The sequence below is a fragment of the Solibacillus isronensis genome, from assembly GCF_023715405.1.
GTDB classification, from domain to species: Bacteria; Bacillota; Bacilli; order Bacillales_A; family Planococcaceae; genus Solibacillus; species Solibacillus isronensis_B.
The window spans coordinates 2166204-2192885 of the sequence record NZ_JAMBOC010000001.1 but is presented as its reverse complement, the minus strand read 5'-3'; the positions used below and the strand labels follow the sequence as shown (position 1 = coordinate 2192885).

At 37.0% G+C, this 26682-nt stretch carries 18 protein-coding genes; 13 read left to right on the top strand and 5 right to left on the bottom strand.

The genetic code is table 11. From position 1 onward, the window contains the following. Window positions 1-26 precede the first annotated feature (26 nt). The 5 genes from M3166_RS10895 to M3166_RS10875 all read left to right on the top strand — a co-directional run bounded on the left by M3166_RS10895 (window position 27) and on the right by M3166_RS10875 (window position 2897). Window positions 27-866, top strand: coding sequence for a flagellar hook-basal body protein (locus M3166_RS10895; RefSeq protein WP_251689844.1), 840 nt, complete (start codon window positions 27-29; stop codon window positions 864-866). A 28-nt stretch (window positions 867-894) separates the two neighbouring features. After that, on the top strand, window positions 895-1185 hold the full coding sequence (locus M3166_RS10890) for a DNA-directed RNA polymerase subunit beta (RefSeq protein ID WP_251689843.1): 291 nt from the start codon (window positions 895-897) through the stop codon (window positions 1183-1185). A 200-nt stretch (window positions 1186-1385) separates the two neighbouring features. Beyond that, entirely contained in the window at window positions 1386-1823 is a 438-nt protein-coding gene (fabZ, locus tag M3166_RS10885) for a 3-hydroxyacyl-ACP dehydratase FabZ (protein WP_079524660.1), read from the top strand. Between the two features lie 193 nt (window positions 1824-2016). Continuing rightward, entirely contained in the window at window positions 2017-2400 is a 384-nt protein-coding gene (locus tag M3166_RS10880; protein ID WP_087615657.1) for a hypothetical protein, read from the top strand. A gap of 104 nt (window positions 2401-2504) precedes the next feature. After that, on the top strand, window positions 2505-2897 hold the full coding sequence (locus tag M3166_RS10875; protein WP_251689842.1) for a hypothetical protein: 393 nt from the start codon (window positions 2505-2507) through the stop codon (window positions 2895-2897). A gap of 63 nt (window positions 2898-2960) precedes the next feature. Here M3166_RS10875 and M3166_RS10870 read toward each other — a convergent pair whose 3' ends face one another. From M3166_RS10870 to M3166_RS10860, 3 genes are all read right to left on the bottom strand, one after another. Continuing rightward, window positions 2961-3287, bottom strand: a complete 327-nt coding sequence (locus M3166_RS10870) for a nuclease-related domain-containing protein (protein WP_353056575.1) — start codon at window positions 3285-3287, stop codon at window positions 2961-2963. 9 nt (window positions 3288-3296) lie between these two features. Then, the gene (locus M3166_RS10865; RefSeq protein ID WP_251689840.1) at window positions 3297-3518 is read right to left on the bottom strand and encodes a hypothetical protein; all 222 of its coding nucleotides are present in this window, start codon (window positions 3516-3518) and stop codon (window positions 3297-3299) included. A 123-nt stretch (window positions 3519-3641) separates the two neighbouring features. After that, a complete protein-coding gene (locus M3166_RS10860; RefSeq protein ID WP_251689839.1) occupies window positions 3642-4085 on the bottom strand; it encodes a YwpF-like family protein in 444 nt (147 codons plus the stop codon). Window positions 4086-4341: 256 nt separating this feature from the next. Between M3166_RS10860 and M3166_RS10855 the strand changes: the two genes are divergently transcribed. Beyond that, window positions 4342-4752: a single-stranded DNA-binding protein gene (locus tag M3166_RS10855; RefSeq protein WP_251689838.1), complete on the top strand. Its 411-nt coding sequence runs from the start codon at window positions 4342-4344 to the stop codon at window positions 4750-4752. Between the two features lie 171 nt (window positions 4753-4923). Here M3166_RS10855 and M3166_RS10850 read toward each other — a convergent pair whose 3' ends face one another. Continuing rightward, window positions 4924-7701 carry a DEAD/DEAH box helicase gene (locus tag M3166_RS10850; RefSeq protein WP_251689837.1) on the bottom strand — a complete coding sequence of 926 codons (2778 nt, stop codon included), beginning with the start codon at window positions 7699-7701 and terminating at the stop codon, window positions 4924-4926. Between the two features lie 29 nt (window positions 7702-7730). Further along, window positions 7731-9305, bottom strand: a complete 1575-nt coding sequence (locus tag M3166_RS10845) for an SWIM zinc finger family protein (RefSeq protein ID WP_251689836.1) — start codon at window positions 9303-9305, stop codon at window positions 7731-7733. 317 nt (window positions 9306-9622) lie between these two features. On the opposite strand from M3166_RS10845, the gene M3166_RS10840 reads away from it, so the two are divergent. The 7 genes from M3166_RS10840 to M3166_RS10810 all read left to right on the top strand — a co-directional run bounded on the left by M3166_RS10840 (window position 9623) and on the right by M3166_RS10810 (window position 26293). Continuing rightward, complete coding sequence (locus tag M3166_RS10840; protein WP_079524668.1) at window positions 9623-10102, top strand: IDEAL domain-containing protein; 480 nt, start codon at window positions 9623-9625, stop codon at window positions 10100-10102. A gap of 382 nt (window positions 10103-10484) precedes the next feature. Then, window positions 10485-11753: a nucleotide sugar dehydrogenase gene (locus tag M3166_RS10835; RefSeq protein WP_251689835.1), complete on the top strand. Its 1269-nt coding sequence runs from the start codon at window positions 10485-10487 to the stop codon at window positions 11751-11753. Between the two features lie 229 nt (window positions 11754-11982). Beyond that, window positions 11983-12705: a WecB/TagA/CpsF family glycosyltransferase gene (locus M3166_RS10830; protein ID WP_251689834.1), complete on the top strand. Its 723-nt coding sequence runs from the start codon at window positions 11983-11985 to the stop codon at window positions 12703-12705. Window positions 12706-13398: 693 nt separating this feature from the next. After that, window positions 13399-16707, top strand: coding sequence for an Ig-like domain-containing protein (locus tag M3166_RS10825; RefSeq protein WP_251689833.1), 3309 nt, complete (start codon window positions 13399-13401; stop codon window positions 16705-16707). Window positions 16708-17676: 969 nt separating this feature from the next. After that, window positions 17677-17931, top strand: a complete 255-nt coding sequence (locus M3166_RS10820) for a hypothetical protein (RefSeq protein ID WP_251689832.1) — start codon at window positions 17677-17679, stop codon at window positions 17929-17931. A 918-nt stretch (window positions 17932-18849) separates the two neighbouring features. After that, window positions 18850-21447 carry a bifunctional metallophosphatase/5'-nucleotidase gene (locus M3166_RS10815; RefSeq protein WP_251689831.1) on the top strand — a complete coding sequence of 866 codons (2598 nt, stop codon included), beginning with the start codon at window positions 18850-18852 and terminating at the stop codon, window positions 21445-21447. A 94-nt stretch (window positions 21448-21541) separates the two neighbouring features. After that, on the top strand, window positions 21542-26293 hold the full coding sequence (locus tag M3166_RS10810; RefSeq protein ID WP_251689830.1) for an endonuclease: 4752 nt from the start codon (window positions 21542-21544) through the stop codon (window positions 26291-26293). Window positions 26294-26682: the final 389 nt, after the last annotated feature.

The window sequence follows — 26682 nt, the reverse complement described above, 5'->3', positions numbered from 1 at the left end:
TTCGTATAATTAAGGAGGTGCGGGAAATGTTACGTACAATGGTGAGTGCGACAAATACATTATCTCAACTACAGCATCAGTTGGACACAATCAGTACAAATATCGCAAACAGTAATACAACAGGCTATAAAGCACAGCAGGCAAATTTTACGGAAATGCTGTATCAGCAATTTAATAATGATGAATTAGACCGCACTGTCCGAGATACACCTGTAGGCATTCGTTATGGTGTCGGTGCACAGATCGGATTAATCCAATCAAATCAGACACAGGGATCACTGCAAGTAACAGACCGCGATTTAGATTTTGCATTAACAACAAAGAATCAATATTTTAATGTGTTAATGCAAAGTGAAGAAGGCGATGTGCGAACTGCATATACCCGTAACGGTAGCTTCTATGTTACACAGACAGAACCTGGCATTCTTTCACTTGTAAATAGTGACGGATACCAAGTTGCAGATGCAAATGGACAGCCAATTACATTCCCGGATAATGTAACAGGCTTTACGATGGATTCAGACGGTTCGTTAGTGGCAAGCTATGAAAATGGCACACCGCTAAAGTTCCAGCTTGGAATTTCTGAACTGCAAAAACCAAATGTAATGGAAAAACTGCAAGGCGGGACATATATTGGCTTACCGGAAAATCTGGATGCACTTGGCTTCACGCAAGCGCAAGTACTGACAGATCTGCAAGGTGCCAATCGTCAAGTGGGTATTCAAAAAGGTGCACTTGAAATGTCGAATGTAGATGTATCAAAAGAGATGACAAATTTAATTCAAGCACAGCGTTCATATCAATTTAATACACGTGCGATTACAATTGCAGACCAAATGCTTGGGTTAATTAACGGTATTCGCTAAACGTGCGACATTGTTAAGGAGAAGTTTTATGACGAATGAGTTAGAGACACAGATGGAGCAAAAAGAACCTGTAGCCAAAAAGTCGAGACGCCGCGTAAAGAACGTTTCTGAGCCACCAACGGATCAGCCTGTTGGTAAGGTTCGGCTTCGCCTGATTCCGATCTGGCTACGGATAATAATCGTAATTCTATTATTTTTAGTAGCAGTAATTGTAGGACTGGTTATTGGCTATAGCGTTATAGGGGACGGCGCAGCATCCGATGTTTTAAAGTGGGAAACATGGCAGCATCTTCTCGATATTATAAATGGTAAAGAGTAGAGGGATTGTCGGGAAAGCCATTTCCGAGCAATCCCTTTACAGCGAAAAAGCAAAAATTTAGTTTACTAAATTGAATTGGAGTAAAAAGCCGACTGAAATTCCAGGTTCTTTCTCCAATAATTGCATCGCTTTACCAGAACATACATAAAAATTAACGATTATCTACATAATATTATAGAGGAAACAAGGGGGATTTTTTAATGTTAAACGCAGAGCAAATTCAAAATATTTTACCACATCGCTATCCATTTTTATTAGTTGATCGCATTCTGGAAATCGAAGAAGGAAAGCGCGCACTTGGATTGAAAAATGTATCGATCAACGAAGAATTTTTTAACGGACATTTCCCTGGCTATCCAGTAATGCCTGGTGTCCTAATTGTCGAGGCACTTGCGCAAGTAGGTGGTGTTGCATTATTAAATGCACCAGAATATAAAGGACGTCTAGTATTTTTAACAGGGATTGATAGTTGCCGTTTCAAGCGTCAAGTCGTACCGGGCGATCAGTTGAAGCTTGAAGTGGAATTTTTGAAATTGCGCGGACAAATGGGGAAAGGCCGCGGTACTGCGACAGTAGATGGCGAGCTAGTTTGTGAGTGTGAGATTTTATTTGCAATTGGACCTGTACAGCCAAAATAAGGCGATTTGCAATTGGAACTCAAAGATTATAAAATATAAAGGTTGAAGAAAATCTTTAACTTCTTTAAGCAGAAGTCTCCCAATGAGATAAGATAGGTGTGGGACGATTGCCAGTGTTCACCTTTTATGGGTTTTCATGTGCCTGTAAACAATGAGCGAAGTTTGGCTTTAAACGTAGGAGGTTTTAAAATAGATGTATAAACAACTGTCTTCAGGCGTAAAAATTAGTATTACACGATCAATATCGACGTCGTTTGAAGCTTATTTAGCAAGCATTGGTTGGGATGAAGAAAAATTTTCGATGGAAGACTATATGGCAAGCTGGCAAACGTATTTTAAAGAAAATGCCGCTTGGATTGATAAAATACCGGCAGACATTTTACTTAGCCCTGAATTTCATGAAGAAATTGCTAAGAAAATGGATGAAGTCATTGCTAAAATTTTAAGTGAAGAGCCAACAGAAAAGCAAAAGAAGGAAATTGCTGAATTACAGAAACAATTAGGTACAAATTACAAATTCGACTGTAAAGCAGAAGCCGCTTATGTTGAACAGCTCTTAAAAGATAAATTGAAATAACCGCAATTTTTTGTAGGATAGATCCTTCTTTTCCCGGGCACTATATGTACGATCACACGAAGTGATTGACTCATGATTGCATATGGGAAAGGAGGGAATTTTTTATGCGAAAATCAGCACTACTTGTCGCACTTTCGCTTGGTTCACTGTTATTTCTCTCAGCGTGTAATACAAATGACAACGCTGGAGATGACAATCTAGGAAACGATGTCGAAAACGGTGTTAACGATGTAATGGATGACACACGTGACGTTATTGACGACACGGTTGATACAGTCGATCCAGACACAGATGGGCGTAGCGGTCAAAATGACATGAACGGACAAACAAATGAGAGCACGATTGACAACAATCAGAACTCAAATGTCCCGAATGGTTCAAGCGGACCAAATGGTGATAATGGCGCAACTGCACCAGGAGCTCCATCGGTAAACCAGGAAGATATCATCGAAGACCGTGATGATCGAAAGGATAAAGACCACGTAGATAATCACTAGTCTAAAGAGGGAATCAGTGTTCACTTTATGTGGGCACTGGTTTTTTTAATTTGGCGTGGCGAGTTATTCCTCACTTATACGATATAGGTTTTCAATAAAATTTGGAACACCGCTAATATGAAAAATCGGAAACTTCTCCAAAGATTCATCTAAAATAGCTTGTTGGTTTGCGATGACGACAGCAAAAAACACTGGGATAGTGAATTGCCATTTTCGCAAACATTGTTCCAAAAATAGCTGATGCCGGTAAACTTGATCAAGGGGGTTTCGGAAGTTTTCACGTTTTTCGTTGTGGATGCGGTAAAATTCATACTGCGCGGATTTATAAAATAAAACTCCGGACAGCAGTTTTACTTCAAAAATTACTATAAAATCTGGCGTCATTAAAATAGCGTCTATCTAATGGGAAAAGCCATTATCATTCATGCATTCAAAATTGTAGAAGATATGATGGTCTGTTTTAAAGTAATAATTGGATAGAGCCTGCTTCAACTTCATTTCTCCTGCAAATCCAGCCTCCAAGCGATGAAACTCTTGCTGGATCGCACTTGCTTCCATATCATCGGGCAAAATCCTTTTAGCTAATACTCCTATATATAGATGATGCTGCGATTTATGCATTAATTTCACCTCCCCTTGAATATACGATACAGGGTGAGGAATGACAAATGCTCCGAAAGCGTTAATACTACAAAGAAAACTGAAGTAAATGACCCTTAATAAATCAATTTAAATATCAAAAAACTACTTTCCGTCCTCTTCATTATTTTTCTGTAATGAAGGGCGATTGCGCATTCCTTGGTCAAATGCCTCTAGCAGCTCATCATTTCTTAAACCATCTTCAAGCAGCTGTGCCAATAATAGCTCGGCATATTTTTTGCGCTGAGCTTTTAAACGGCCTTTAATAAGTACCGAAATTTTATCTCCTACTTTTGTAATCGAATGTACGACAACAGCGAATGGGGCAGGCTCGTTGTCCGGTAGCGAAATGATGGCACGCGCATCCAGCACTTCACCAGATGTAACAAACTTTTGGAAAAAATCGTAATATGTATCTGCTGTAAACAATTCTAAAATCCACATTTTATGGCTATTTTCCTGATTAATAATAATGCCGTCTGTTAAAGGAATTTCTTTTATTTCATCGTTTAGTAATAAATCAAAAGCAAGCATTTTAAAGGTTTTCACTTCTAAATCCCTCCTCAATTTTCTTATGTAAAAGTATAACATACAAAAAATGTGAAACTGCCAATTTCAGCAAATTGTAATATTATCTACAAGTCCATTTACATCAGCATTCTCATTAAAATGAGTGAAATACCATATAGGCGAAAAGGTATTTTTGAATCAATATTTTAGCCGGAAAATTCAAATTCGGGTTTTGCTAAAAAAGGCAGGGTTCGGCTATGCTTTAGTTAGTTTTCGAAAGAAAGGAGGTCAATGAATGAATCAAGTTGGGATTGTAGGTCGAACGACGAAAGATTTGGAACTCAGGCACTTATCTGAAGGCAGGGTTCGGGCATACTTTAGCATTGCTACTAACCGTCCTTTCAAAAATAGTGAAGGGAAGGTTGACGCTGACTTTGTGCAATGTGTCGCATGGGGGAGAACTGCTGAGCTGATGGCAAAATATTGCGGGAAAGGCTCGCTCGTCGGCATTAAGGGACGCTTGCAGACAAGGACATATGTGAATCGTGAAAATCAGAAAGTATACACGATGGAAGTCCAAACAGAAGAAGTGCAGTTTTATGCTTTAAAAGCCCCTGGTGAAGCAGGAAAGCTCCAGACAACGCCCCCGATTGCCGAAGATTTCGTGCTTCCAGAACAAGAAATCAAACTCGTGCACCAACCTTAGACTTTTCCCTTTCCAATAAAAAAACTCTCCAGGAGGTGAAATGCCCAAATCTGCTGTTTGACCGCGCAGTAGTAATCATTCTTTCTCACAATCCTATAACAACTGAATAAAGTAGTGAAGTAAGCATAAAAAAGAGTCTACTTCATGGCGTAAAAGTAGACTCTTTCCAATTTATTTTATATTGCCTGTATCAAGAACAAGTAAATCCATGAGTTCTGAATCATCAAGTTCAGTCAACCATTTGCTTGATTGAATTAATTCTTCAGATAGCGCGGATTTCATTGCAATCATTTTATCAATTTTTTCTTCAATCGTCCCGATCGTCACAAACTTATGCACTTGCACAAACTGTGTTTGTCCGATACGGTATGCACGGTCTGTGGCCTGATTTTCGACTGCCGGATTCCACCAACGATCGGCATGGAGCACATGCGTAGCTGCTGTTAAGTTAAGACCTGTTCCGCCAGCTTTAAGCGACAGTAAAAATACAGGGAACTCTCCTGCCTGGAATTGATCGACTAAATTGTCGCGCTGATTTTTTGGCATACTTCCTGTTAAAAACGGTACATCAACATTATAAAGCTCTGTTAAACAATGCTGAATTAAATTACCCATTCCGATATACTGTGTAAAAATTAAGCATTGTTCGCCATTATCTATAATTTCCTTTGTCATTTCAATAATGCGCTTTAGCTTTACAGAACGGGAAATCATTGAATTGGCATCTTCAAAAGGTTCTTTTAAAAACAGGGCAGGGTGGTTGCACAGCTGTTTTAATTTATTGAGCATTTTTAAAATACGTCCCTTTTTCTCAAAGCCAGTGAGCTCTTCAAGAGTAGCTAAAGTATCCTGAATATAGCCTTCATAATGTGCTGCTTGCTCAGGTGTAAGAGCACAAAATTCAAGGGATTCCTGTTTATCAGGTAAATTCAGCTGAAGCTCGGGATCGCGTTTTGAACGACGCAATAGGAACGGACGAATTTTCATCCGCAAAACACGTTTATGGGATTCCGACTCTTCACGTTCAATTGGTGTAATAAAGTTTTCGGTAAATCTTGTGAAGCTTCCTAAATAGCCTTTATGGATAAAATCAAAAATGGCCCACAACTCGGAAAGACGATTCTCAACAGGTGTTCCTGTTAATGCAATATGATGCTCGCCTTTTAATTTCCGTATTGCACGGGATTGCAATGTTTGCATATTTTTTATATTCTGCGCTTCATCCAAAGCGACCGTTGCCCAGTCGATAAGCTGTAAGTCATCTGCATCCTGAGTGACCGTACCATATGTCGAAAGGATAACATGCGGCCGCTGTGTTGCAATATAGCTCGTCAAGTCATCGCCTTTTAAACGACGGGGCCCGTAATGTGTATAAACCTCCAGATCAGGAGCAAAACGAGTAAGTTCCTTTTGCCAGTTGCCGACAACCGATGTCGGGCACACAATTAAGGTCGGTTTATCGATTTGCAGAACTGAAACAGTATGGAGCATATACGTAATAAGCTGAACAGTCTTACCAAGTCCCATATCATCTGCCAGACAGGCACCGAATTTCTGGTCACGCATGAAAACAAGCCATTCAAAGCCTTCCTGCTGGTATGGACGTAGCTCGGCATGAAGTTTTACAGGTACAGCTACTTTCGGCAGACCTTTTTTATTTTGCAGCTGCTCGATATACGTCTGCAGGGATTGCTGCATTTCAAATGCAAATAACGGATCATCACGCTCGGCATCATCTTCCATATCGTCTTCTATGGGAGCTGTTAAAGTTTCAGGCAGCTCACGGAACAGTAAATCGCGTACTGTCCAATTTTCTTCCTTTGCCTGATCCATCAGTTCACGCATTTCATTGAGCCATTCTGCATCAATACGGAACCATTCCGTGCCAATACGGACAAATTCACGTTTTTCATCAACGAGTTTCTGGAAGGCTTCAGCGGAAATTTCCTCACCATTCATGGAGAACTGCCATTTGAATGTCAAAATATCGTCCAGTCCTGCAACACTGCGGGCCGACTGGTTATTTGCACTGACACGTACACGCATTTTCGATTGGCGGAGTTCTTTAAGCCAAGCCGGTAAAATCACATCAAAGCCTAAAGCTTGTAACTTAGTAAGTTCGAGACGTAAAAATTCACGTACTTCCTGATCATTGAATTGTGTATGAATAAACTGCGCACTTTCAGCATTTAATTGAATTAAATCAACTATTTGATTTTGCAGCTCTTCAATGTCATTAGCAATCGCACTCCATTTTTTCGGCAGTGCATCCGATATTGGCAGTTTTAGTTTTGATGAAGCAGGTGTCCAATGTTTTGCGGCATTCGGACTAATAAGCACCGTTTCCAACAGCCAGTTTTCTTCATTTTCCTCTGGCTCACTTAAACGCAGTGCTACCTTCACACCATCGAAAACATGGGAAGTTTGCATCGGCCAGCCGCCATTTTGGAAAAATGGAATCAGTGCAAGCGTATCGTCTTTAGAAAGCCCGGCATCCATCAGTTTTTGTTCAACTGCATGCTGTAATAGGTCATTGGAAAATGAAAAGCCTTCTTCTGTTACAGTTACCTGCTGCCAAAGCTTTGGGTCATTCCAAAGCGGCAATGTCGTTTGGATTGTTTGAAAATGATTCACAGTTTCATCATCATACGCAGCGAAATCCAAAAACGGATGACGATTTGCAGGTGACAGAACGTCTAGCAAATGAGATGCCGATATGATTAAATCACGCTCTTCCAATGAAGTGTGCAGACCGTAAAAACTTTGCTCAAATTTGAAAAAGAGTGACGGAGTCCAATTGGCTGTCGGTAAAATTAAATCATTTTTATTGTACGCAGTAGCGCGGAAGTAACCGGGACGCAGCGCTGAAAGCTTTATGCGAAAGACTTGTAGAAAGGGTAGCTTCGTATTAAATAAATATTGCATTGTATCGTTGCGCGGTAAACGCAATGTCACCTCCTATTAGCAAAATACATAATCTAGATGAGTAAATTGCTTTTATTTATCTCTTCTTGCAGTGCACGCAAACGTTTGTACTGCTGCTGCACGGCTTCAATATATGCTGTAAAGTAGTCGAGTTTTCCGGCTTTTTTGGAAGCCGATTTCATGGCACGCCAAATGCGGACTGCCTGCTTATAATTTTGCCGCGATTTCTGCTGAATTTCTTCCATCGCATAAAAATGGTAAAGAGGAAGCGCAGTTTCAGGTGACTGTGCAACAACATCCTTTAAACCGCACTGGTCTAAATAAGGAATCGATGAAGGATATAGCTGATGCAGTGCTACCCACTCGTCCAAACGATTTTGACGCAGTAAATAGTTTGAAAACGACTCAATCCCATATCTGCCAAACGAAGAGTACAGTGCGAGCTCCTCATTTTCACTTAATTGAATTTGACCGTATAAGTGATCGAGTTTACGCGTAAATTTTTGGCGACGAATCGGCAATAAGTTATCCTGCACAAACGTCTGTAAAAAAGGAAGGGCCTTTTTTAAAATAACAGTCGCCTCATCAACAAAGTCTTTCTGTAATGCATATTGGGCTATGTCGATAAACCCTTCCACATTATGTTCACTCATTGTTTCGACTGCTTGTTCCAGTTGTGGCGGGGAACTTAATAAAATATAAAAAATGGATTTTACTACATTCAATTCGATATCTGTGTTGCTATCATCGCTTTGTTCCAAAAGAGCCAGTTCATTTTTTAAGCGCTTTTGTTCATTAAATAGCTTAGTCCAAAATTGCAAATACAATGACAACCGGAATGCTGTTGCTCCTTTTTCGATAAAAAGAATCTCATGGACATTCTTCTGAATTGCATCAAAAAATGGTTCTGTTGCAAACAGCCTTGTTGTTTTACTTAATGTATCAATCGATCGCTGTATTCGGCTTAACGTATTTTCCAAAAAGAACTGAACATAATGATGGCTCAGATCTGTTTTCGTTTTGACTGCGTGTAACAGAAAGTGATTCGAAACAGCGATATCCATAAACAAGTTAAACAGCTCCTGCCATTCCTGCTCATAAGGGCGGTGGCGCTGAAGCTTAGTACGAATATTCTCAATTAAGCCCGATAACGTATACGGCTCCAATGGTTGCGGACCTTTAATTGCATAATTAAGCACTTCGTCAGCCATCATCTGCCAGTTTTCCGGACTGCGCTCTGACGCTAAAGACTGGAGCGGAACGGATCTTTTAGAACGCCAAATAGATAGCCATTGCTGCAGTGAAATAAAGTACTGCGACAGCTTTAAAATAACCGCAAGTTGATGTCGGCACAACTCCTTTTTAGGGCAGCTGCAGCTAATCTGCCGTTCCGGAAAATTAATTGTCACTTCCGCTGTATTGACATCCTGGATTTGGCATACCAGTATTTGACTGAATCTTGAATAGTGCGGTGGCTTGATTGCCTGATTACGGACAGAGAACATGGCGCGTGTCACCAATTCTGCATCTTCATTTGCTGAAGGGAGAAGCTGTTCTTCAAAGGATTGTAATGTATGTTGAATAAAGTCTTTATGTGCATGGGCAATCTCGGAAAAAGATAAACTCAAAACGGGTTTCCCCTCCCTAATAATTAATTGCATTGGAAATTTTAACATCCTTCAAGGTGAAGGAAGAAAAAAAGTCGTTCCTTCCATTATAATACGAATCCGGACAAATCGGTAATGTGAAGAGACATTGAATAAATTTTTTAAGCGAATAGCACTTTTTAAAAGGTTTGAAATGTGGAAAGTGTGGGGAAACTATAAGCAACAGAGAAATTGATTTAATATTCAAGAACACCTGAATGATTGCACCCATATGATAAATGAAATTAGGTCTTATGACTCGGATAAATGCCAACAAAATAAGTGAAGGAGGAATTCCCATGATTCAAGTACAATTTATGAAGCCTTTTTATACAAAAATGACAGGCACGAAATTACGCTTAGTCTTTGCTTATCAATACTTTTCCATTACAAAAGATGAGGAAGTTTTTCATTTTATCCCGATTGAAGGGAAAGAAATGATTATTGACTTAAACTCACTGCAAGTCGAAAACTTATCGGAAGTTTTTGTATTCCAGCGCGGCAACCGCTTCGTGCGTCTCCCCCTGTATCAGCTTTTACTCGTATCAAATGTACATGAGTATTTAATGCCGATAATTGAAAATGTATCAAGTAACGTAACACCATTAAAAAATGAAACGTCACCGGTATTCGATGAGGAAGTGGAAGGAATTGTTCGGGCTTTAGAAGAAAACAACTTATCCCGTCTAATCGATGAAGCGCTCGAATCACGTGATGAAGCATTGTTCCACAATTTAATTGCGGAAAAGGAACGATTAACTGGAGGCTACGCATCGTGAGTGCCCATTTAAACTAAACCCTGTTAGCTAATCTTAGCTAATGGGGTTTTTGCTTATTACCGATCATTTCTCACCAATTAGTATAACAATCCCTTTCAAAGGCAAAATTAATAGGAAACCTTTCATTAAACAGCTTGAATAATAAAAACTATTTCACACGGCGAGCAGAAAGTTGTATACTGTAATGCAGGACTAATTTTCAAGCATTTACAGGCAACCATTTGAACAACCATTCCGTCCTATAAATGAACGGAATTTTGAAACTGTATTAAATGAAGTTATTTAATTTATAAATAACGAATGCAGGCAAAATGCGTGAAACAAATTATACAATAATCAAACAATGAGATATAGCTTTTTTGAAAGTGAAGGAGAAACGATCATGACAAAATCAATCTGTGTCGTTGGATTAGGATACATCGGTTTACCAACGGCGGTAATGTTCGCAAATCACGGCGTAAAGGTACATGGTGTTGATGTGAATCCAGCAGCTGTGAAAAGTATTCAGGATAAACAATTACATATTGAGGAGAACGGTTTACAGGAGCGCCTAGACAAAGCGGTAGATGAAGGCTTTTTAACGGCATCAACGACACCTGTCGCTTCGGATGTGTATATTGTCGCGGTACCGTCACCAATTAATCCGGACAATACAGCGAATTTAGAATATGTTCGTCAAGCAACAGCTTCAATCGTACCTTTCGTGAAAAAGGGCGATTTAGTTATTTTAGAATCAACAGTACCACCAAAAACAGTAGAAAATATAATGCTGCCTGAATTAGTGAAGTCTGGTTTAGAGATCGGGACAGAACTATTTGTAGCCCATTCTCCAGAGCGTGTAATTCCAGGACGGATTTTTGAAGAGCTTGTTAACAATGACCGTATTGTTGGCGGGATTTCACAAAAATCAGCAGAGCTTACAAAAGAACTGTACGAAACATTTGTTAAAGGTACGATTCATTTAACAGATGCGACGACAGCAGAATTAGTAAAAGTAATGGAAAACACATATCGTGACGTGAACATTGCATTTGCGAACGAACTGGCTAAAATGGCTGAAAAATTAGATGTGAACATTTGGGAAGCGATTAAATTTGCGAACTATCACCCACGTGTAAACGTCCATTTCCCAGGACCAGGTGTAGGCGGTCACTGTATCGCGGTCGACCCTTGGTTCCTAGTTGAATTAGGCGGGGAACAAGCCCAAATCATTCATTTATCACGTAACACGAACGATTCAATGCCAAGCTTCACAGCACAAAAAACACAGGCAATTTTAAATAAAAACGGTATTGCAGGTGCAACAGTTGCTGCATTAGGTTTAGCGTTCAAAGGAAATGTAGATGATATGCGTGAAAGCCCATCGACAATCGTAATCGATGAGTTAGAAAAACTAGGCTTAACTGTCGTTTCACATGATCCGCATATTAAGCAAAACAAACATAAAACACAAACACAAAGTATGCAGGAAGCGTTGGAGCAAGCTGATATTTTAGTGTTTCTGACAGACCACAAAGAATTTAAAGAGCTAGATCCGTCAACATTAAACATGAAAAGCAAAATCGTATTCGATACGAAAAACTGCCTAAACCGTGAAGCATGGGAAAAAGCAGGCTTCCAGTTCCACTTACTTGGAGATGCGAAGAACTAAATTATCTTTTAATAAAGATGATAAATTTATTGTACAAGCAAGTTGATTGGAATGTAGGGGAGGCGACTCCAGCGGGAATAGCAAAATTTATTTTGCGACGAAAGCGAAGCGGCAGGAGCACCGACGCCCTCATGTAATGGGGAAGAACTAATATTGTAAACTTGGCAGTGCGTCTAAACGTACTGCCTACTGTTTTTTATAGATGGAAAAAAAGAAGGGAAGACTATATATGAAAGAAACCGTACTCGGCATTCAAGTAAATACCGAAAGCTATGATGAATTACTTCCAAAAGTATTTGATCAAATCGAGAAACAGCAAAAGTCGTTAATTGTAGCTATTAATCCGGAAAAGATTATTAAAGCAAAAGAAGACCCTGCATTAAAAACACTACTTAATAACGCGGAGTTTCAAATTCCGGATGGCATAGGGGTTATTTTGGCTTCGAAAATCCAGAAGGGTCAAATTACATCACGTGTAACAGGTGTAGATATGATGCTGCGTTTATGTGAAGAGGCAGCACAGCGTAAAAAACCTATTTTTCTTTATGGAGGGAAGCCGGGAATTGCAGATCAGGCCGCTAAGAAATTACAAGAACTCTACCCATCTATCCAAATTGCCGGCACACAGGATGGATATGAAAAGGATAATCAAAAAGTCGTGGATAAAATTAATGAAGCGAAACCTGATTTATTGTTTGTAGCAATGGGTTCACCAAAGCAGGAGAATTGGATTAACGCGAACCGTGATCAGCTTCATCCAACAATTTACCAAGGTGTTGGTGGTTCATTTGACGTATTGGCCGGTAATGTGAAAAGAGCACCGGAAGCTTTCCAGAAAGTGGGGATGGAATGGTTTTACCGTTTAATGAAGGAACCGCACCGGATTAAACGCCAAATTGCCTTGCCTTTATTCCTGTTGGAAGTAGCGCGAGGAACAAAGAATAACAAGTAAAGGAAAAAAAATAGTGTAATCTTTGTAATAATTGATTGTTTATTTGTAATGTTAATGATACACTAAATTCAGTAGTGAGATTTCCTCTACGATATATATTAAATTTTAACTTTTCCCTGCAAGGAAAAACTCGGTTGGTAGCCCGAGAAAAAGGCTTTAGCATATAAATGCTAAAGCCTTTTTCTTTTTTTATTTTTGTCGAATTTTAGCGAACCAGTTCTATTAATTCGTATCGTTCATATACTAACTAGGTAGGAAAAAAATCCGTAACATAAATAATAACTATATTACAAAAGTAAAATATTAGTAACAATTGTAATACATAAATTCCGGTTAAAACCTTGGTATTATTGCATTACATATCCATTTAAACTTCTTATTACTGTGTAATAAACCATTAATTACCACTAAATATAGTTATATTTGAATAGTTTTGGAAATTAATTGTCAAAGAAAAAGTTGTTTTTATGAGTATATGTATGTCATAATTAAAGAAATTTGAAGTTATCTGAATATATTTACGGATTCAAATCTTAAAAACTATAAAAACAGGCTATTTCTGGATTTATTGGCAGAAAAAGATTGACATAGTAAATGTATACTACTAGAATTTATGTGTAGTTAGTTTTTCTGCACATATTTCGTGTGGGTAACTAAAATTATTATTTTCACTTATGAGGAGGAAATTTTTCAATGGCTAACCAACCAAAGAAATACAAAAAATTCGTAGCAACAGCTGCGACAGCTACATTAGTAGCATCTGCAATCGTACCAGTTGCATCTGCTGCATCACTATCTGACATCTCAGGTACTCACGAGGAGTATATCACTGCATTAGTAAGTGAAGGTATTATCTCTGGATACCCAGATGGCACTTTCAAGCCTAACAAAGAATTAACTCGTTCTGACGTAGTTAAGTTATTAGGTAAATTCTTAGAAACTAAAGGTTTTGAAGCTGCTGCAGACTACAAAACTCGTCCAGCATTCTCTGACTTAACTACAAAAACTAATGAAGAATTATTAAAATACGCTTCTGTAGTTAAAGAAGCTGGCGTATTCGTAGGTTCTAACGGTAACCTTTTAGCTGGTGACCCAATTACTCGCGAAAACATGGCGATTACTTTAGTACGTACAGTAAATACTGTTTACGATATCAGCTTAGAAGAGTACGTAGCTACTCAAGACTTCAAAGGTGATGTAAATGACTTAACTCAAGCTAAAGCAGAAGCTCGTTCAGCGATTTCTGTATTAGACTTCTATGACATTACTAACCCAGCTGCACCTGCATTCAACCCAAAAGGTAACACAACTCGCGGTCAATTCGCGTCATTCTTACACAAAACAATCAATGCTGACTACACAGCTGTAACTGATGTTGCAAACATTGCTGTATCTGAAATCAAAGCAATTAACTCTACTACTTTAGAAGTTACTTTAGCTGAAGCTCAAACTGATTTAACAGCTGCTGACTTCAAAATCACTGTAAATGATACTGCAGTAACTCCAACTTCAGTTACAGCTGATGCAACAGGCGCTAAATATACAATCGTACATGCTGACTTAGATGGTACAAAAGGTACTGTGTCAGTAAACGGTGTAAAAGCTGACTTCGATTACACAGGTGCTGCTAAGGTTGAGTCAGTAAGTGCAACTAACCTGAAAGAAGTTGTTGTTACTTTCGACGGTACTGTTGATAAATCAAGTGCTAGCGAAGTTGCTAACTATTCACTTTCTGGAACTAATTCTCCAGAAGTAGATTCTGTATCTGTATCTGAGGATGCTAAATCTGTAACTTTAACAGTAAAAAATACATTAACTAATCAAGCTGAATACAAATTATCAATCAGCAATATCAAAGCTGGCGCTAAAGTATTAAATGAAAAAGATTTAGCTTTCAAACCACTTGATAATACTTTACCAACTGTTTCTAAAGTTGAAGCTTTAGGGAACAAAACAGTACGTGTAACTTTCAGTGAGCCAATTAAAGCTGCACAAACTTCTCACTTTACAATTGATGGGAAAGTTGTTGTTGGTTCAATTCAAACAACAGGTAAATCTGTAATCATTAAATTATCTTCTTCTTTAACAGATGGTGAACATACATTAACTGCTGAAGGTATTCAAGATTACAATGACTTTAAAGCTCTTAAAGTTGAAAATAAATTTAATGTAGTTGAAGACAAAACTGCTCCAACTGTAACTTCAGTGGTAAGTGCATCATTTGAAAAAGTAGTGCTTAAGTTCTCTGAACCTGTTGAGCAAGTCTTCGCTTCAAACGTTTACTGGATGCAAGGTGCATCTAAGAAACAAGCTTCAAATGTAAAAGCATTAGCTGATGACACTTATGAGTTTACTTTCGCTGATTCTAATAAACTTGTTTACACTACAGACTTGTATGTAACAAATGTAAAAGATTACTCTGGAAACGTAATTGATAAAGATACTAAAGTTCAAGTAACTCCTGTAATTGATCAAACACGTCCAGAAGTATTAAGTACTACTTTTGTTAAAGATTCAAATAACAAACAAATCGTAATTAAATTCTCTAAATCTTTAGATGCAGATTCTGCTAAAAAAGCAGCTAACTACGTAATTAAAGATAAAGATGGAAAAGTTCAATATATCTCTGGTACAGTTGATGTATCAAAAGATAAAGAAGTTACAATTACATTATTGAACACATTGAAAGACAATCAAGATTATACTTTATCTATTACTGGTGTAAGTGATAACACTACATTGAAAAATGTAATTTTACCTTATTCAACTACATTATCAGTGAAAGATGTTACTGCTCCAACATTTGATAAAGTAACTCGTTTAAATAGCAAACAACTTTACATTGAATTTAGTGAAGCTATGGCTACAAGTGGAGATGGCTCAATCGTTGATTCTGCTAAATACACAATTACTAACACAAGTGTAACTCCAAATAAAACTATTTCACCTGCATCATTCAATGTAACTGGCGATTCAAAAGGAGTTGTTCTAAGCTTTAATGATGATCTTCCTGCTGCTGGAAACATCACAGTTAAAGTACAATTAGTTAAAGACTTAGCAGGTAACTACCTAAGTGGATTACAATCTACTAAAGCTGTAGACACTCCAATTGCTACAAATATTAAATCTGTTACTGCAGTTGCAACTGATAAAGTTGAAGTAGAATTCACTAAAGCAATTCAATCATTAAACCAAGGTGATTTCGAAATCGAAGGTCAACAAATTGCTTATTCAGAATTATCTTCTGATGGCAAAACTGCTACTTTCACATTAAAAGGTGATCTTGCAGAAGATGTAAAAACTGCTTTAGGTGCAAAATTAAAACTTACTGTAGCTACGAGTCCTTCAACAGTTGATATTCTAGGCGAAAAAATCGCTGGCGCAATTGTTCCTCAAGATATTGAAGATGAAATTAGTGCAACTGTTAAGAAAGTTGAAAAAGATGATAATAACGGTAATAAAATCAAGATTACTTTCAACGAAGCAGTTACAGCTACATCAGGCGCTACTACTGACTTCGTTGTAAAAGACAACTTAGGTAAATCTGTGGCAGTTACTGCTGTTACTGCATCTAGCACTGAGTTAGTAATCACTTTAGAAAAAGCGGTTGTTGCTGCAACAGTTTCTGCTAAAGATGTTCGTTTTGTAAAAGACGGTGCAGGTAATACGATTGCTGATATTGATGCAACTACTGTTGAATTAGGTGGAGATACACAACCTCCTACTGCTGCTGATGTTACTAAGTTAACTATAGCTGCTAATCAATTAACTGGAGCTGCTGGCTCAGTTGAAGGTGGAGCTACTGTTAAGATTGTTGCTGATGGAGCTGCTGCTACTACTGCAACTCCTGTAGGAACTGCTACTGCTGCTGCAGATGGAAGCTTTGCTGCTATTACTGGCTTACAAGCAGCGACTGCATATGATGTATATGTAATTGATGCTGCGGGCAATGTATCAGCTAAATTAGATATCACTACAGCAGCTGCTCCTGTAACTCCTTAATAAAAATAAACGAAACGTTATTTCATAAATTCAAATTTATTTGAATGAAAGAAGTGGAACAAACCTCATGATAATGCTTTATTAGCCTCTTCCATGAGGTTTTGTTCTAACTGTTACTTCCAAATAGTGGGTGAAATTCCCGCTCTTGTGAACAGTCATTATACATGTGCCTAATCCTCCTGCATCCAGTGAAACGCTTAATCAGTTGAAGGGATGAAGTCAGGTGAAGTCGTACTCAATTACATGAGGCGGGGCTCCTTAAAAGGTGGCTATGGCTAGGAGACGAATCCATGTTGATCCAGGGTGAGTTAGTGAATACTACGTTGAAGCTAGGGGTTTAGTGTTCATCCTTATTTGTGAAATCAAATAATGGCGATTAGAATAATTGGCTGTTAAACTAGTCGTTCTTATTCCTGAAAAGTGGAAGCCTAAGGTCATCAAAAGTAGGGATAGAAGTAATGGAACGTTTGAAGTCTTGCTAGAAGAGGTGGGTAAGCACCAATGAAGCTAGTAAGATGGCGGCGGGTTCATAGTAGTGTAGATTGCTAGCCGTTTGTATCCATATGGTAATATATGGAGAGGGTAAAACTAGCAGGAGCGAAGGAACCCAGTCAGTAGAAAATTTCTAATAAAACTTATTTCCCCAAAAGTAAGTTTAAAAGATACCAATCATGTAAAAAAACATGATTGGTCTCTTTTGTTGACGGAATAGTTAATTTAACTATTAATAAACTGAGGGAAAAAAATATTGACGGATCGCTGTGTGCGGTGAAAGCCGCCTGCATAGTGAAGGCTCTAAACGAAAGCCGTGATAATGCGGTATAAGTCGAGAATAGCAACGCATTAGGTGTTATACCTGCCGACATATTACAAGGGGGCACCCTAAAAAACGGTGTAGAGTATGGTAATGGTAATGTTAAAATAGCATTTTTTAACCACCATGCTAATAATCCTGGTTGGGCAGATAGATTGCTAATAGTTGGATTACCATATTCTACACACAAAATTTCCGTATCGACAAATTCTTTAGCGGGAGGAAATAGTTTAGCCATCAATTTGAATAATGGTAGACCTGGAATAAATGATGGTGACGGTGGATTTAATTTAGGAATTAATGTTGGTAAAAAACCTCAATTCACTATTACTTTCAAAGATGAGGATGGAAACGAAGTTGAAACGGGTATCTTTACAGCAGAACGTCAAGATGGAAGTGTTTTACAGTAAAAGCTCTTAAATGAGACATTATTAAATGCTTTTTTATTAGTTTATTTAAAATTGTTGTACAAAACATTTTATGAATTTTGAATAAATGGAGAGCTTAATAAAGAAGAAGAGAACTGAGTCTAGTAGTACTCAGTTCTCTTTTTTTTTGGAGAGTTAGTATTTAAATTTAATACTCAAATATATTAACTTTGTAATAAGGTAAGGTTTCTCTGATTATTGAAGGAACTGGAAGAAAAATTATACTTAAGAACTAATATATTAAAAAGAAAATAAGGCAACAAGATGATAGCAAGAATAACAAAGTCCCAACCTTTAATGAGAGGATAGAATAGTAAGAAGTTTACTATTTATTTACAAATAAATAAATAGAATTAATATAGCATTAAAACTAGTTTGTTTACATATAATGTATGGGGAAATAATTTTTGGAAGTGTACTGACGGAACGCCGTATGCGATGAAAGTCGCCTGTACGGTGTAGGCCCGAACCGAAAGCCACAGGTGTACATCACGTGGTATAAGACGGGAATAGCAATTCGATTTTAGATAATTTTAATACAGCAATTAATGATGCTAAAGGGGGAGTTGTTGAGAAGGCGTATACGATTAAAGATGAAATTCCAGACGGTACTGTATTTAATCTTGACGGAAAAACGATCAAGGATTTAACAATAGATTTATCTAAAGTAAAAACTGGAGCAAAAATTAAGCTGTCAGGTTTATTAAAAGGTGGAACTGTCGAAAAATTAAAAATCATTGATAAAAATGGTGTCACTCTAGATATGGATTCAGTATCTATTAAAGATGTAACATTTAAATAAAAGACTACCACTGATACTAAGGTGGAAGGGGGATTATAACCTTTCACCTTAGTTTAATTTTGGAAATCTAACGGAATCTCTTAAGGAGGATTTAAAGAATGAAAAAGGGAAATAAACGTTCTGCTAAATATACAAGTTACGCCATTTTATCTTCGGTTGCTTTTACATCTTTAGTTGGCTCGCCTGCTATCGTAGCTCATGCAGATGTACAATTAACTGGGAATACAAAGATAACTGGTGAGTTAGAAATAAAAAAACAAGTAGAAATTCAAGACAAAACAAGTGAAGCTTTAAAAGATACAAAAGTAATTATTAATCCTGATGAAAAAGCAATAATTGATTTAAAGGATTTAGAGATTGGTAACATTGAAATAAAAAATTCGGTAAATTTAAAAGGAATAAAATTAGAGAACGCAACAATTGTTATTAATTCTGATAATAAAGATAGCCAGATTGATCTAAGGGGTATCACATCTAAAAATATTGTTATTTCTAAAGAAGTTAAAGAAATAGTGGTGGCAGATACTGCACCACTAATTCAATTGGAATCCGGTGTAAAGCCTCCCAAAATCGTAAATAAAGAAAATATAGAATTACCTGGAGCGGTTGAGATCATTAAAACTTTATTGAATAAAGATTTAGGTTTAACTGCTAAAAGTACAGTATCATCGAATGAAAATATTGCAAAAGCTACAGTTACTGAAGAAGGAATTAAAGTTTCAGCTAAAGCTGAAGGAAAAGCTACTATTACAGTAAAAGATAAAGAAAATAAAAATTTGGTAGTTTCAGTAACTGTAAGTAAAGTAAATGGTAATTTTAAAATTGAAACTTCAATAGAACAGCCTAAAGACAATTTCAATTTATCAATTATGCATACAAATGATACACATGCAAGCTTGGATGGAATTGCTAAAACAGTTACAGCTGTTAAAGAAGTAAGAGCACAGAAACCAGATGCTTTATTGTTAAATGCTGGAGATGTATTTTCTGGTACTCTCTACTTTAATGAATTCGAAGGAAAAGCAGATTTAGAATTTATGAATCTGATGAAATATGATGCAATGACATTTGGAAATCATGAATTCGACTTAGGATCAAGCACGGAAGGTCATAAAGCATTAGCTGATTTTATTGCTGGTGCCAACTTCCCGTTTGTTAGTGCAAACGTTAATTTTGAAGCGGATGAGAAATTTCAGGGGTTGTTCAGTGACATTGTTTCAAGTGAACCGAAAAACGGAAAAATTTATAACGGCATTGTAAAAGAGATTAATGGAGAAAAAGTTGGTATCTTCGGATTAACTACAGTAGAAACAGAGGATATTTCCAGCCCGGGCAAAATAACATTCGAAGATTATAAAAAAGCAGCTGAAAAAGCAGTAAAAGCATTTGAAAACATGGGTGTTGACAAAATTATTGCTATTACACATATCGGATATGACGATAATGCGGCTGTAGACAATGATTTAATATTAGCTGCAGAAGTGGAAGGTATCGATGTAATCGTAGGTGGCCACACACATACAGCCCTAAATAAACCAGTTGTTGTTTCAAAAGATGAGACACCAACAATAATTGTACAAACAGGTGCGAACAATAATAACTTAGGTGTACTGGATGTAGAATTTGACAATAAAGGTGTTGTAGTTAAACACGATGGCCAGTTGATAGCGATTGGTTCTCAAGTGGAAGATGCAGATGCTAAATCAATTCTGGCAGAGTACAAAGAAAGAGTAGATTCTGTATCTTCAACAGAAATAGGTGTATCAGCTATTACACCGCTACTAAATCCACGGTCTGGAGATGTAGGTAATACAACTGGAGAAAGTGTTCGTAAAAATGAAACAATACTAGGTAACTTAATCACTGATGGGATGCTTTCGAAAGCAAAAGATTTCACAGGTGATAATGTTATCATGGCTTTACAAAATGGTGGTGGTATTCGTGCTGCAATTGACAAAGGTCCAATTACAGTCGGTGAAGTAATTAAAGTTTTACCTTTTGGTAATACATTGGCTGTAATGAATGTAACTGGTTCCGAGCTTAAAGAAGCATTTGAAATTAGCTTAGGGAATTTACCGGGAGAAAATGGTGGATTCCTTCATGTATCAGGAGCAAAAGTTAAATATGATTCATCAAAATCAAAAGGTGGACGCATAGTTTCAATTGAATACAAATCTACAGATGGAAGATATGTAACTATTCAAGATAATGAAACTTATAAAATTGCAACAAACGCATTTACTGCACAAGGTGGAGATGGGTATACACCATTTGCAAAAGCTTATGCAGAAGGTCGTGTAACAGATCTTGGCTTATCAGACTGGGAAAATTTCCGTGATCATTTAGTATCTCTTAAAGAAGTTGGAATTCCTACTGAAATTGAAGGCCGTATTGTAGATTTAGCTGGTCAACAGAATCCGGGATCAGAAATTCCAGGTGGGGCGATTGAACAAGAAACCTTCTCTGGATCGATAGAAAAATTTAAAGTATATTCTAGCGATGTAACTGTGAATATTAAAGACTTTGATAAATTAGAAAACGCTGTAATTAAAGGGGATTTAACTATTAAAGGTAAGGTAACAGGTGGGTTTACACTTTTAAACATTACAGTTGAAGGTAATCTGAATTATTCAGATTTAGAAGCTAGTTCATATAACTTAAACGGAATCACTGTTGAAGGAAATACAATTTCTTAATTTCATACAAAAGCCTTCTTCTAAAGATGAGGAAGAAGGCTTTGTTTTTCTAATAATAGTCAAGTTTTCTCAACACGAAGGGAGAAAGATTTAATTGTACAAAAAGAAATGGAAAAAGAATGTTAATACATTTATAGCAACAAGTTTAGTAGCAAGTGTTGTAGTACCTGCAACACCAGTTGTCACAAATGCCGAAACATTAGCGACAGATTTAATTATTTCGGAATATATTGAGGGTACTAGTATTAATAAAGCAATTGAATTGTATAATGGGACCGGGAAAACTATTGATTTAAGTTTATATAACTTAGATCTTTACGCAAATAAAGGTGATACAGGTACTCCTACTGAGGGTAAGACAAGTTCGACTGCTAATTTAAAGTTAGATGGAATGCTAGAACATAGTGAGACTTATGTAATCTATAATAGTACAGATGATGCTATTGTCTCTAAAGGAAATAAAAAAGATACAGGGGTTATAAACTTTAATGGGAATGATCAAATTGTTCTAAAAAAAGGAACTGAAATAATTGATTCAATTGGTAAAGTAGGATCTGCTGAAACTTTTGCAAAAGATGTAACATTAGTTAGAAAAAGTAATGTCAAATCCGGTGATACAATTATAAATGATGATGTGGATTTATCTGGAGAATGGATTGCCTATGAGGTTGGTGATTATAGCCATCTTGGACTACATACGATGGATGGCGGAGTAGTAACACCACCCGAAGAATCAAAAGTTGCAGTAGTAACAGCTTCGCAACCTTCATCAACAGTATCAAAGGGGACTACAATAACTTTATCTACTACTACTGATGGAGCGGTTATTTACTACACAACAGATGATTCAAAACCAAGTATTGAAAATGGCAAACTATATAGTGAACCAATAGTAATTGATCAAACAACTACAATTAAAGCGATTGCAGTTGCGGAAGAAATGGAAAATAGTGATGTCACAACTTTCACTTATACTGTGACAAATGAAGAGGATATTCCAACGATTGCCGAGGTGCGTGGACAGGCTGTAGGAACAACAGTGACAGTGAAAGGAAAAGTTGCAGCTAAGCTGAAAAATACGATTTCCGTTCAAGATGAAACGGGTGGTATTGCTGTTCGACCAACAAGCTTAAATGTTTCTGTAGGCGATGAGGTCACATTGACTGGTAAATTAGCTGATTTCAGAGGACTTTTGCAGTTGGATAGTGCGGCTGTGATTGAAAATGTTACAGGAGGAGAAGGGCCAAATGCGAAAGTCGTGGCAATTGGTGATATTAATGAAAAGCTTGAATCGCAACTTGTAACAGTAAAAAATACAACATTAAGTATTGATTCATCTGGGAACGGTTGGATTAATTATAAAGCTGTAGACGAGCAAGGAAATAATATTTTAATTCGTGATGAAACCGGACAATTGGATTCACTGCGAGCAGATGGTAATTATGAAAGCATTACAGGTATTGTTCAACAATATGATAATGACTATCAAATCATACCGCGTTCATCGGTAGACATTGTAGAGGACAGTGCAACATTAAGACCGGCTGTTGCTTTACCTGGTGCGGGAACTTATATTGGCAAACAAGTAGTAACATTATCTACCCCTACGGCAGGTACAAAGATTTACTATACAGTGGATGGAGATAATCCAACAACTGAAAGTATTGAATATTTGTCACCTATTGAAATTGAAAAAGATACAACTTTAAAAGCGATAGTAGTGAAAGATGGTATCTCGAGCGATGTAACAACATTCGAATATAAAATTACGGATGGTTTACAGATTCATGATATTCAAGGAGCGGGCCATAAAACCTCATTTGAAAATGAGAGTGTAGAAGTACAAGGGATTGTGACATATGAATTTATGTTAAATGGCGCATATTATTACACTATCCAGACGCCAGATGAGTTAGTGGATAACAATCCGTATACATCTGAAGCTATTTTCTTATATGCTGGTACGAAGGCTTGGCCGGTTAAAATTGGGGATTTAGTGAAAGTGACGGGTAAAGTAAGTGAATATGCATATGACGGGTACAGTGACCGCCAAATAACAGATTTAAAAACAACGCAAATTAATGTGCGAAATGACCAGGGCGGAAAAGTGGAAGTAATCGAAAGAGGAGTAGCGCTTCCGGAAGCGATTACATTGGATGAGGCCAATATAAGCTTTACTACAATTGATAATGACCAGTTCACTGTATTTGACCCTGAAGAAGATGCAATCGATTTTTGGGAAAGTATTGAAGGGATGCGTGTGAGTGTTGGTAATGTAAAGGCAGTGTCTCCTCAAGAACATGGGGACTTAATCACAGTGCTTGAGAGTGAGCCAACTAACTCGTTACATGGTGGGGTTTTATATGAGGACGGTAAGACAAATCCTAATCGTATTCAATTCCGTTTGGAACCAAATGGTGCTGCACGTGATTTTGAAGTAGCAACAGGTGATAAATTTAATGGACCTATTACAGGAATTGTAGGCTACTCTTATCAAAACTACAAAATTTATGCTGATTTGAATGATATGAGCCAAAAGCTTGTAAAAGGATCTACTACACCTGAAAAAACTTCACTTAAAAAAGATGAGAAGAAGTTGACGATAGCTTCTTACAATTTGGAAAATTTTTCAAATAATACTGGAGAAACATCAAATGAAAAGGCTAAAAAGCTTGCTCGCGCATTTGTACATGATATGGAAAAGCCAGATATTATCGGTGTAACTGAAGTACAGGATAATAATGGTTCAAGTGCTGGAAATTCTGCAGCTAATCAAAGCTATGAACGCTTAATCAAAGCTATCAAAGATGCAGGTGGCCCGGAATATAAATATTTAAATATTGATCCGGTAAATAATGCAGATGGCGGAGCTCCAAATGCGAATATTCGTGTAGGATTCCTTTATAATCCGGAGCGGGTCGAATTGCCAGAAGGAATTAAAGCAGGAGATGCAACAACTGCTGTAGGATACGAAAATGGCCAATTGACATTAAATCCAGGACGAATAGACCCGAATAATTCAGCATTTAATAGCAGCCGTAAGCCATTAGCAGGACAGTTTACTTTTAATGGTGAGGATGTTATTGCTATTGTAAATCACTGGAATTCAAAATCAGGTGATACACCTTTATTTGGATCCATTCAACCGCCTGTTTATGAAAGTGAAGTACAACGTAAAAAAATTGCTCAAATCGTTTATGGCTTTGTAGCAGACATTAAATCTAAAAATCCGAATGCTAATATTGTATCTGTAGGTGATTTTAACGATTATCAATTTGCAGATGCTTTGAAGATTCATGAAGGTCAGTTAATGACGAACATGATCAACAAAGTAGAAGAAAAGGATCGTTACACTTATCTATATCAAGGGAATTCACAAGTATTGGATCATATTTTAGTTTCTAACAATTTAGTGAAAAACACAGAAATTGATATTCTGCACATTAATGCTGATTTTACAGATATGGCTGGTCGTGCAAGTGATCACGATCCAGTAATGGTACAAATTGACTTAAATGGATTTGGTGATGATACACCAATTTCTGAGCAAAGAGTGTATAGCATCGCTGATTTATCTACTACAAAATTAGTCTTTAATAAAGAAAATGTTAACGTAGACCTTGATGGTGATTCCGTAATAACAAACGGCGTTTTCTTCCATGGACAATATGTGGAACTAAGCGGAGAGGGCTTTGCAGAAAACTCTGTTACAATTAAGCCTGAAAAAGCTGGTGCCATCATTGACTTAAAAGGAACAAAAGTGAAAGAGTTAATTATTGATGGTACAAATGTAAAAGAAATTCGAGGCGCTGAAAATGCAACAATTAAATATGAAAATGGCGCATCGAAAGAACAAATTAAAGTTACTAATTCGGAAGGGGCTCCAATCGGAGACCCTTCTTTTCCATCTAAAGCACCTATAGTAGCATTACCCATTTCTAATAAAGATGTTATGGAAGATGAAGAAATTAGTATTTCTTTATTAGACCATTTTTCAGATCCAAATAATGATACATTAACATTTTCTGCAACAAAAGGTAGCGTTAATGGCGATATCTTAACTTTATCTTTACCAGTTGGTTCGCATATCGTTGGGGTCACTGCAACAGATGGAGAGTTTAGTGTAACAACACAATTTTCAGTAACCGTATCAGCAAAAGGTGAAAATAATGGATACTATGCAGCGGCATCAGGAAAAACGGGTGCGGCATTGAAGAGTACTTTACATGAAATTATTTCTAATCACAAAGTTTTAAGCTATGACCAAGTATGGGAGGCCCTAAGAATTACAGATGAAGACCCAAACAATTCTAACAATGTTCTGCTCTTCTATTCTGGTATTTCGCGCTCTAAATCTTCAAATGGTGGTAATGTAGGCGACTGGAACCGTGAACATGTCTGGGCAAAGTCCCATGGAAACTTTGGAACAAGTAATGGTCCAGGAACAGATATTCATCATCTACGTGCTACCGATATGCAGGTGAATAGTTCAAGAGGAAGCTTGGACTTTGATAACGGTGGAACGAGTGTGAAAAATTGTGAACTTTGCAAACGTGACAGTGATTCATTCGAGCCACCAAACCACGTTAAAGGTGATGTTGCCCGTATGTTATTTTATATGGCGGTACGTTACGAATCAGGTGATCGGGTTGATCTTGAATTAAATGAAAAAGTAAATAACGGAAAAAACCCTTATCATGGAAAATTATCTGTTTTACTAGAATGGCACAAAAATGATCCTGTAGATGAAATTGAAAAAAGACGGAATGAAAAAATCTTCGAAATACAAGGAAATCGTAATCCATTTATCGATAATCCTGAATGGGCAAAGTTAATTTGGAATTGATTTAAAAGGTGCATAAATAAAGGTGAAAAAAGCCTGTGAAATTTTGCGAAGTTTAAAATTTCATAGGCTTTAATTTTATAGATGAAATAGCAATAGGTATTAAATAATTTTAGTATTCAATAATTATTTTAATAAAATCTTCAATATATTAATCAATAAGATATTCTACCTTTATATTAAGTTTTACTAAATAATTAATTATATTTTGATTGCAGTTATATAAGATAAGAATTTATTGAATGGTAAAACATAAAAATTTGTCTTATTCAATTTTAATATAATATATGCGACAGTTAGTATTATATAGGGAAAATAAAAATTATTTATGTTGTAGTTGAAATAGCAGAAAATTCTCTATTAATCAAAAATATCCTTGAAATTGACTATCC

What these genes read in the sequence shown, in the direction of transcription:
- M3166_RS10895 (WP_251689844.1), top strand. Translation starts at nt 27, where the DNA reads ATGTTACGTACAATGGTGAGTGCGACAAATACATTATCTCAACTACAG.
- M3166_RS10890 (WP_251689843.1), top strand. Translation starts at nt 895, where the DNA reads ATGACGAATGAGTTAGAGACACAGATGGAGCAAAAAGAACCTGTAGCC.
- fabZ (WP_079524660.1), top strand. Translation starts at nt 1,386, where the DNA reads ATGTTAAACGCAGAGCAAATTCAAAATATTTTACCACATCGCTATCCA.
- M3166_RS10880 (WP_087615657.1), top strand. Translation starts at nt 2,017, where the DNA reads ATGTATAAACAACTGTCTTCAGGCGTAAAAATTAGTATTACACGATCA.
- M3166_RS10875 (WP_251689842.1), top strand. Translation starts at nt 2,505, where the DNA reads ATGCGAAAATCAGCACTACTTGTCGCACTTTCGCTTGGTTCACTGTTA.
- M3166_RS10865 (WP_251689840.1), bottom strand. Translation starts at nt 3,518, where the DNA reads ATGCATAAATCGCAGCATCATCTATATATAGGAGTATTAGCTAAAAGG.
- M3166_RS10855 (WP_251689838.1), top strand. Translation starts at nt 4,342, where the DNA reads ATGAATCAAGTTGGGATTGTAGGTCGAACGACGAAAGATTTGGAACTC.
- M3166_RS10840 (WP_079524668.1), top strand. Translation starts at nt 9,623, where the DNA reads ATGATTCAAGTACAATTTATGAAGCCTTTTTATACAAAAATGACAGGC.
- M3166_RS10835 (WP_251689835.1), top strand. Translation starts at nt 10,485, where the DNA reads ATGACAAAATCAATCTGTGTCGTTGGATTAGGATACATCGGTTTACCA.
- M3166_RS10830 (WP_251689834.1), top strand. Translation starts at nt 11,983, where the DNA reads ATGAAAGAAACCGTACTCGGCATTCAAGTAAATACCGAAAGCTATGAT.
- M3166_RS10825 (WP_251689833.1), top strand. Translation starts at nt 13,399, where the DNA reads ATGGCTAACCAACCAAAGAAATACAAAAAATTCGTAGCAACAGCTGCG.
- M3166_RS10815 (WP_251689831.1), top strand. Translation starts at nt 18,850, where the DNA reads ATGAAAAAGGGAAATAAACGTTCTGCTAAATATACAAGTTACGCCATT.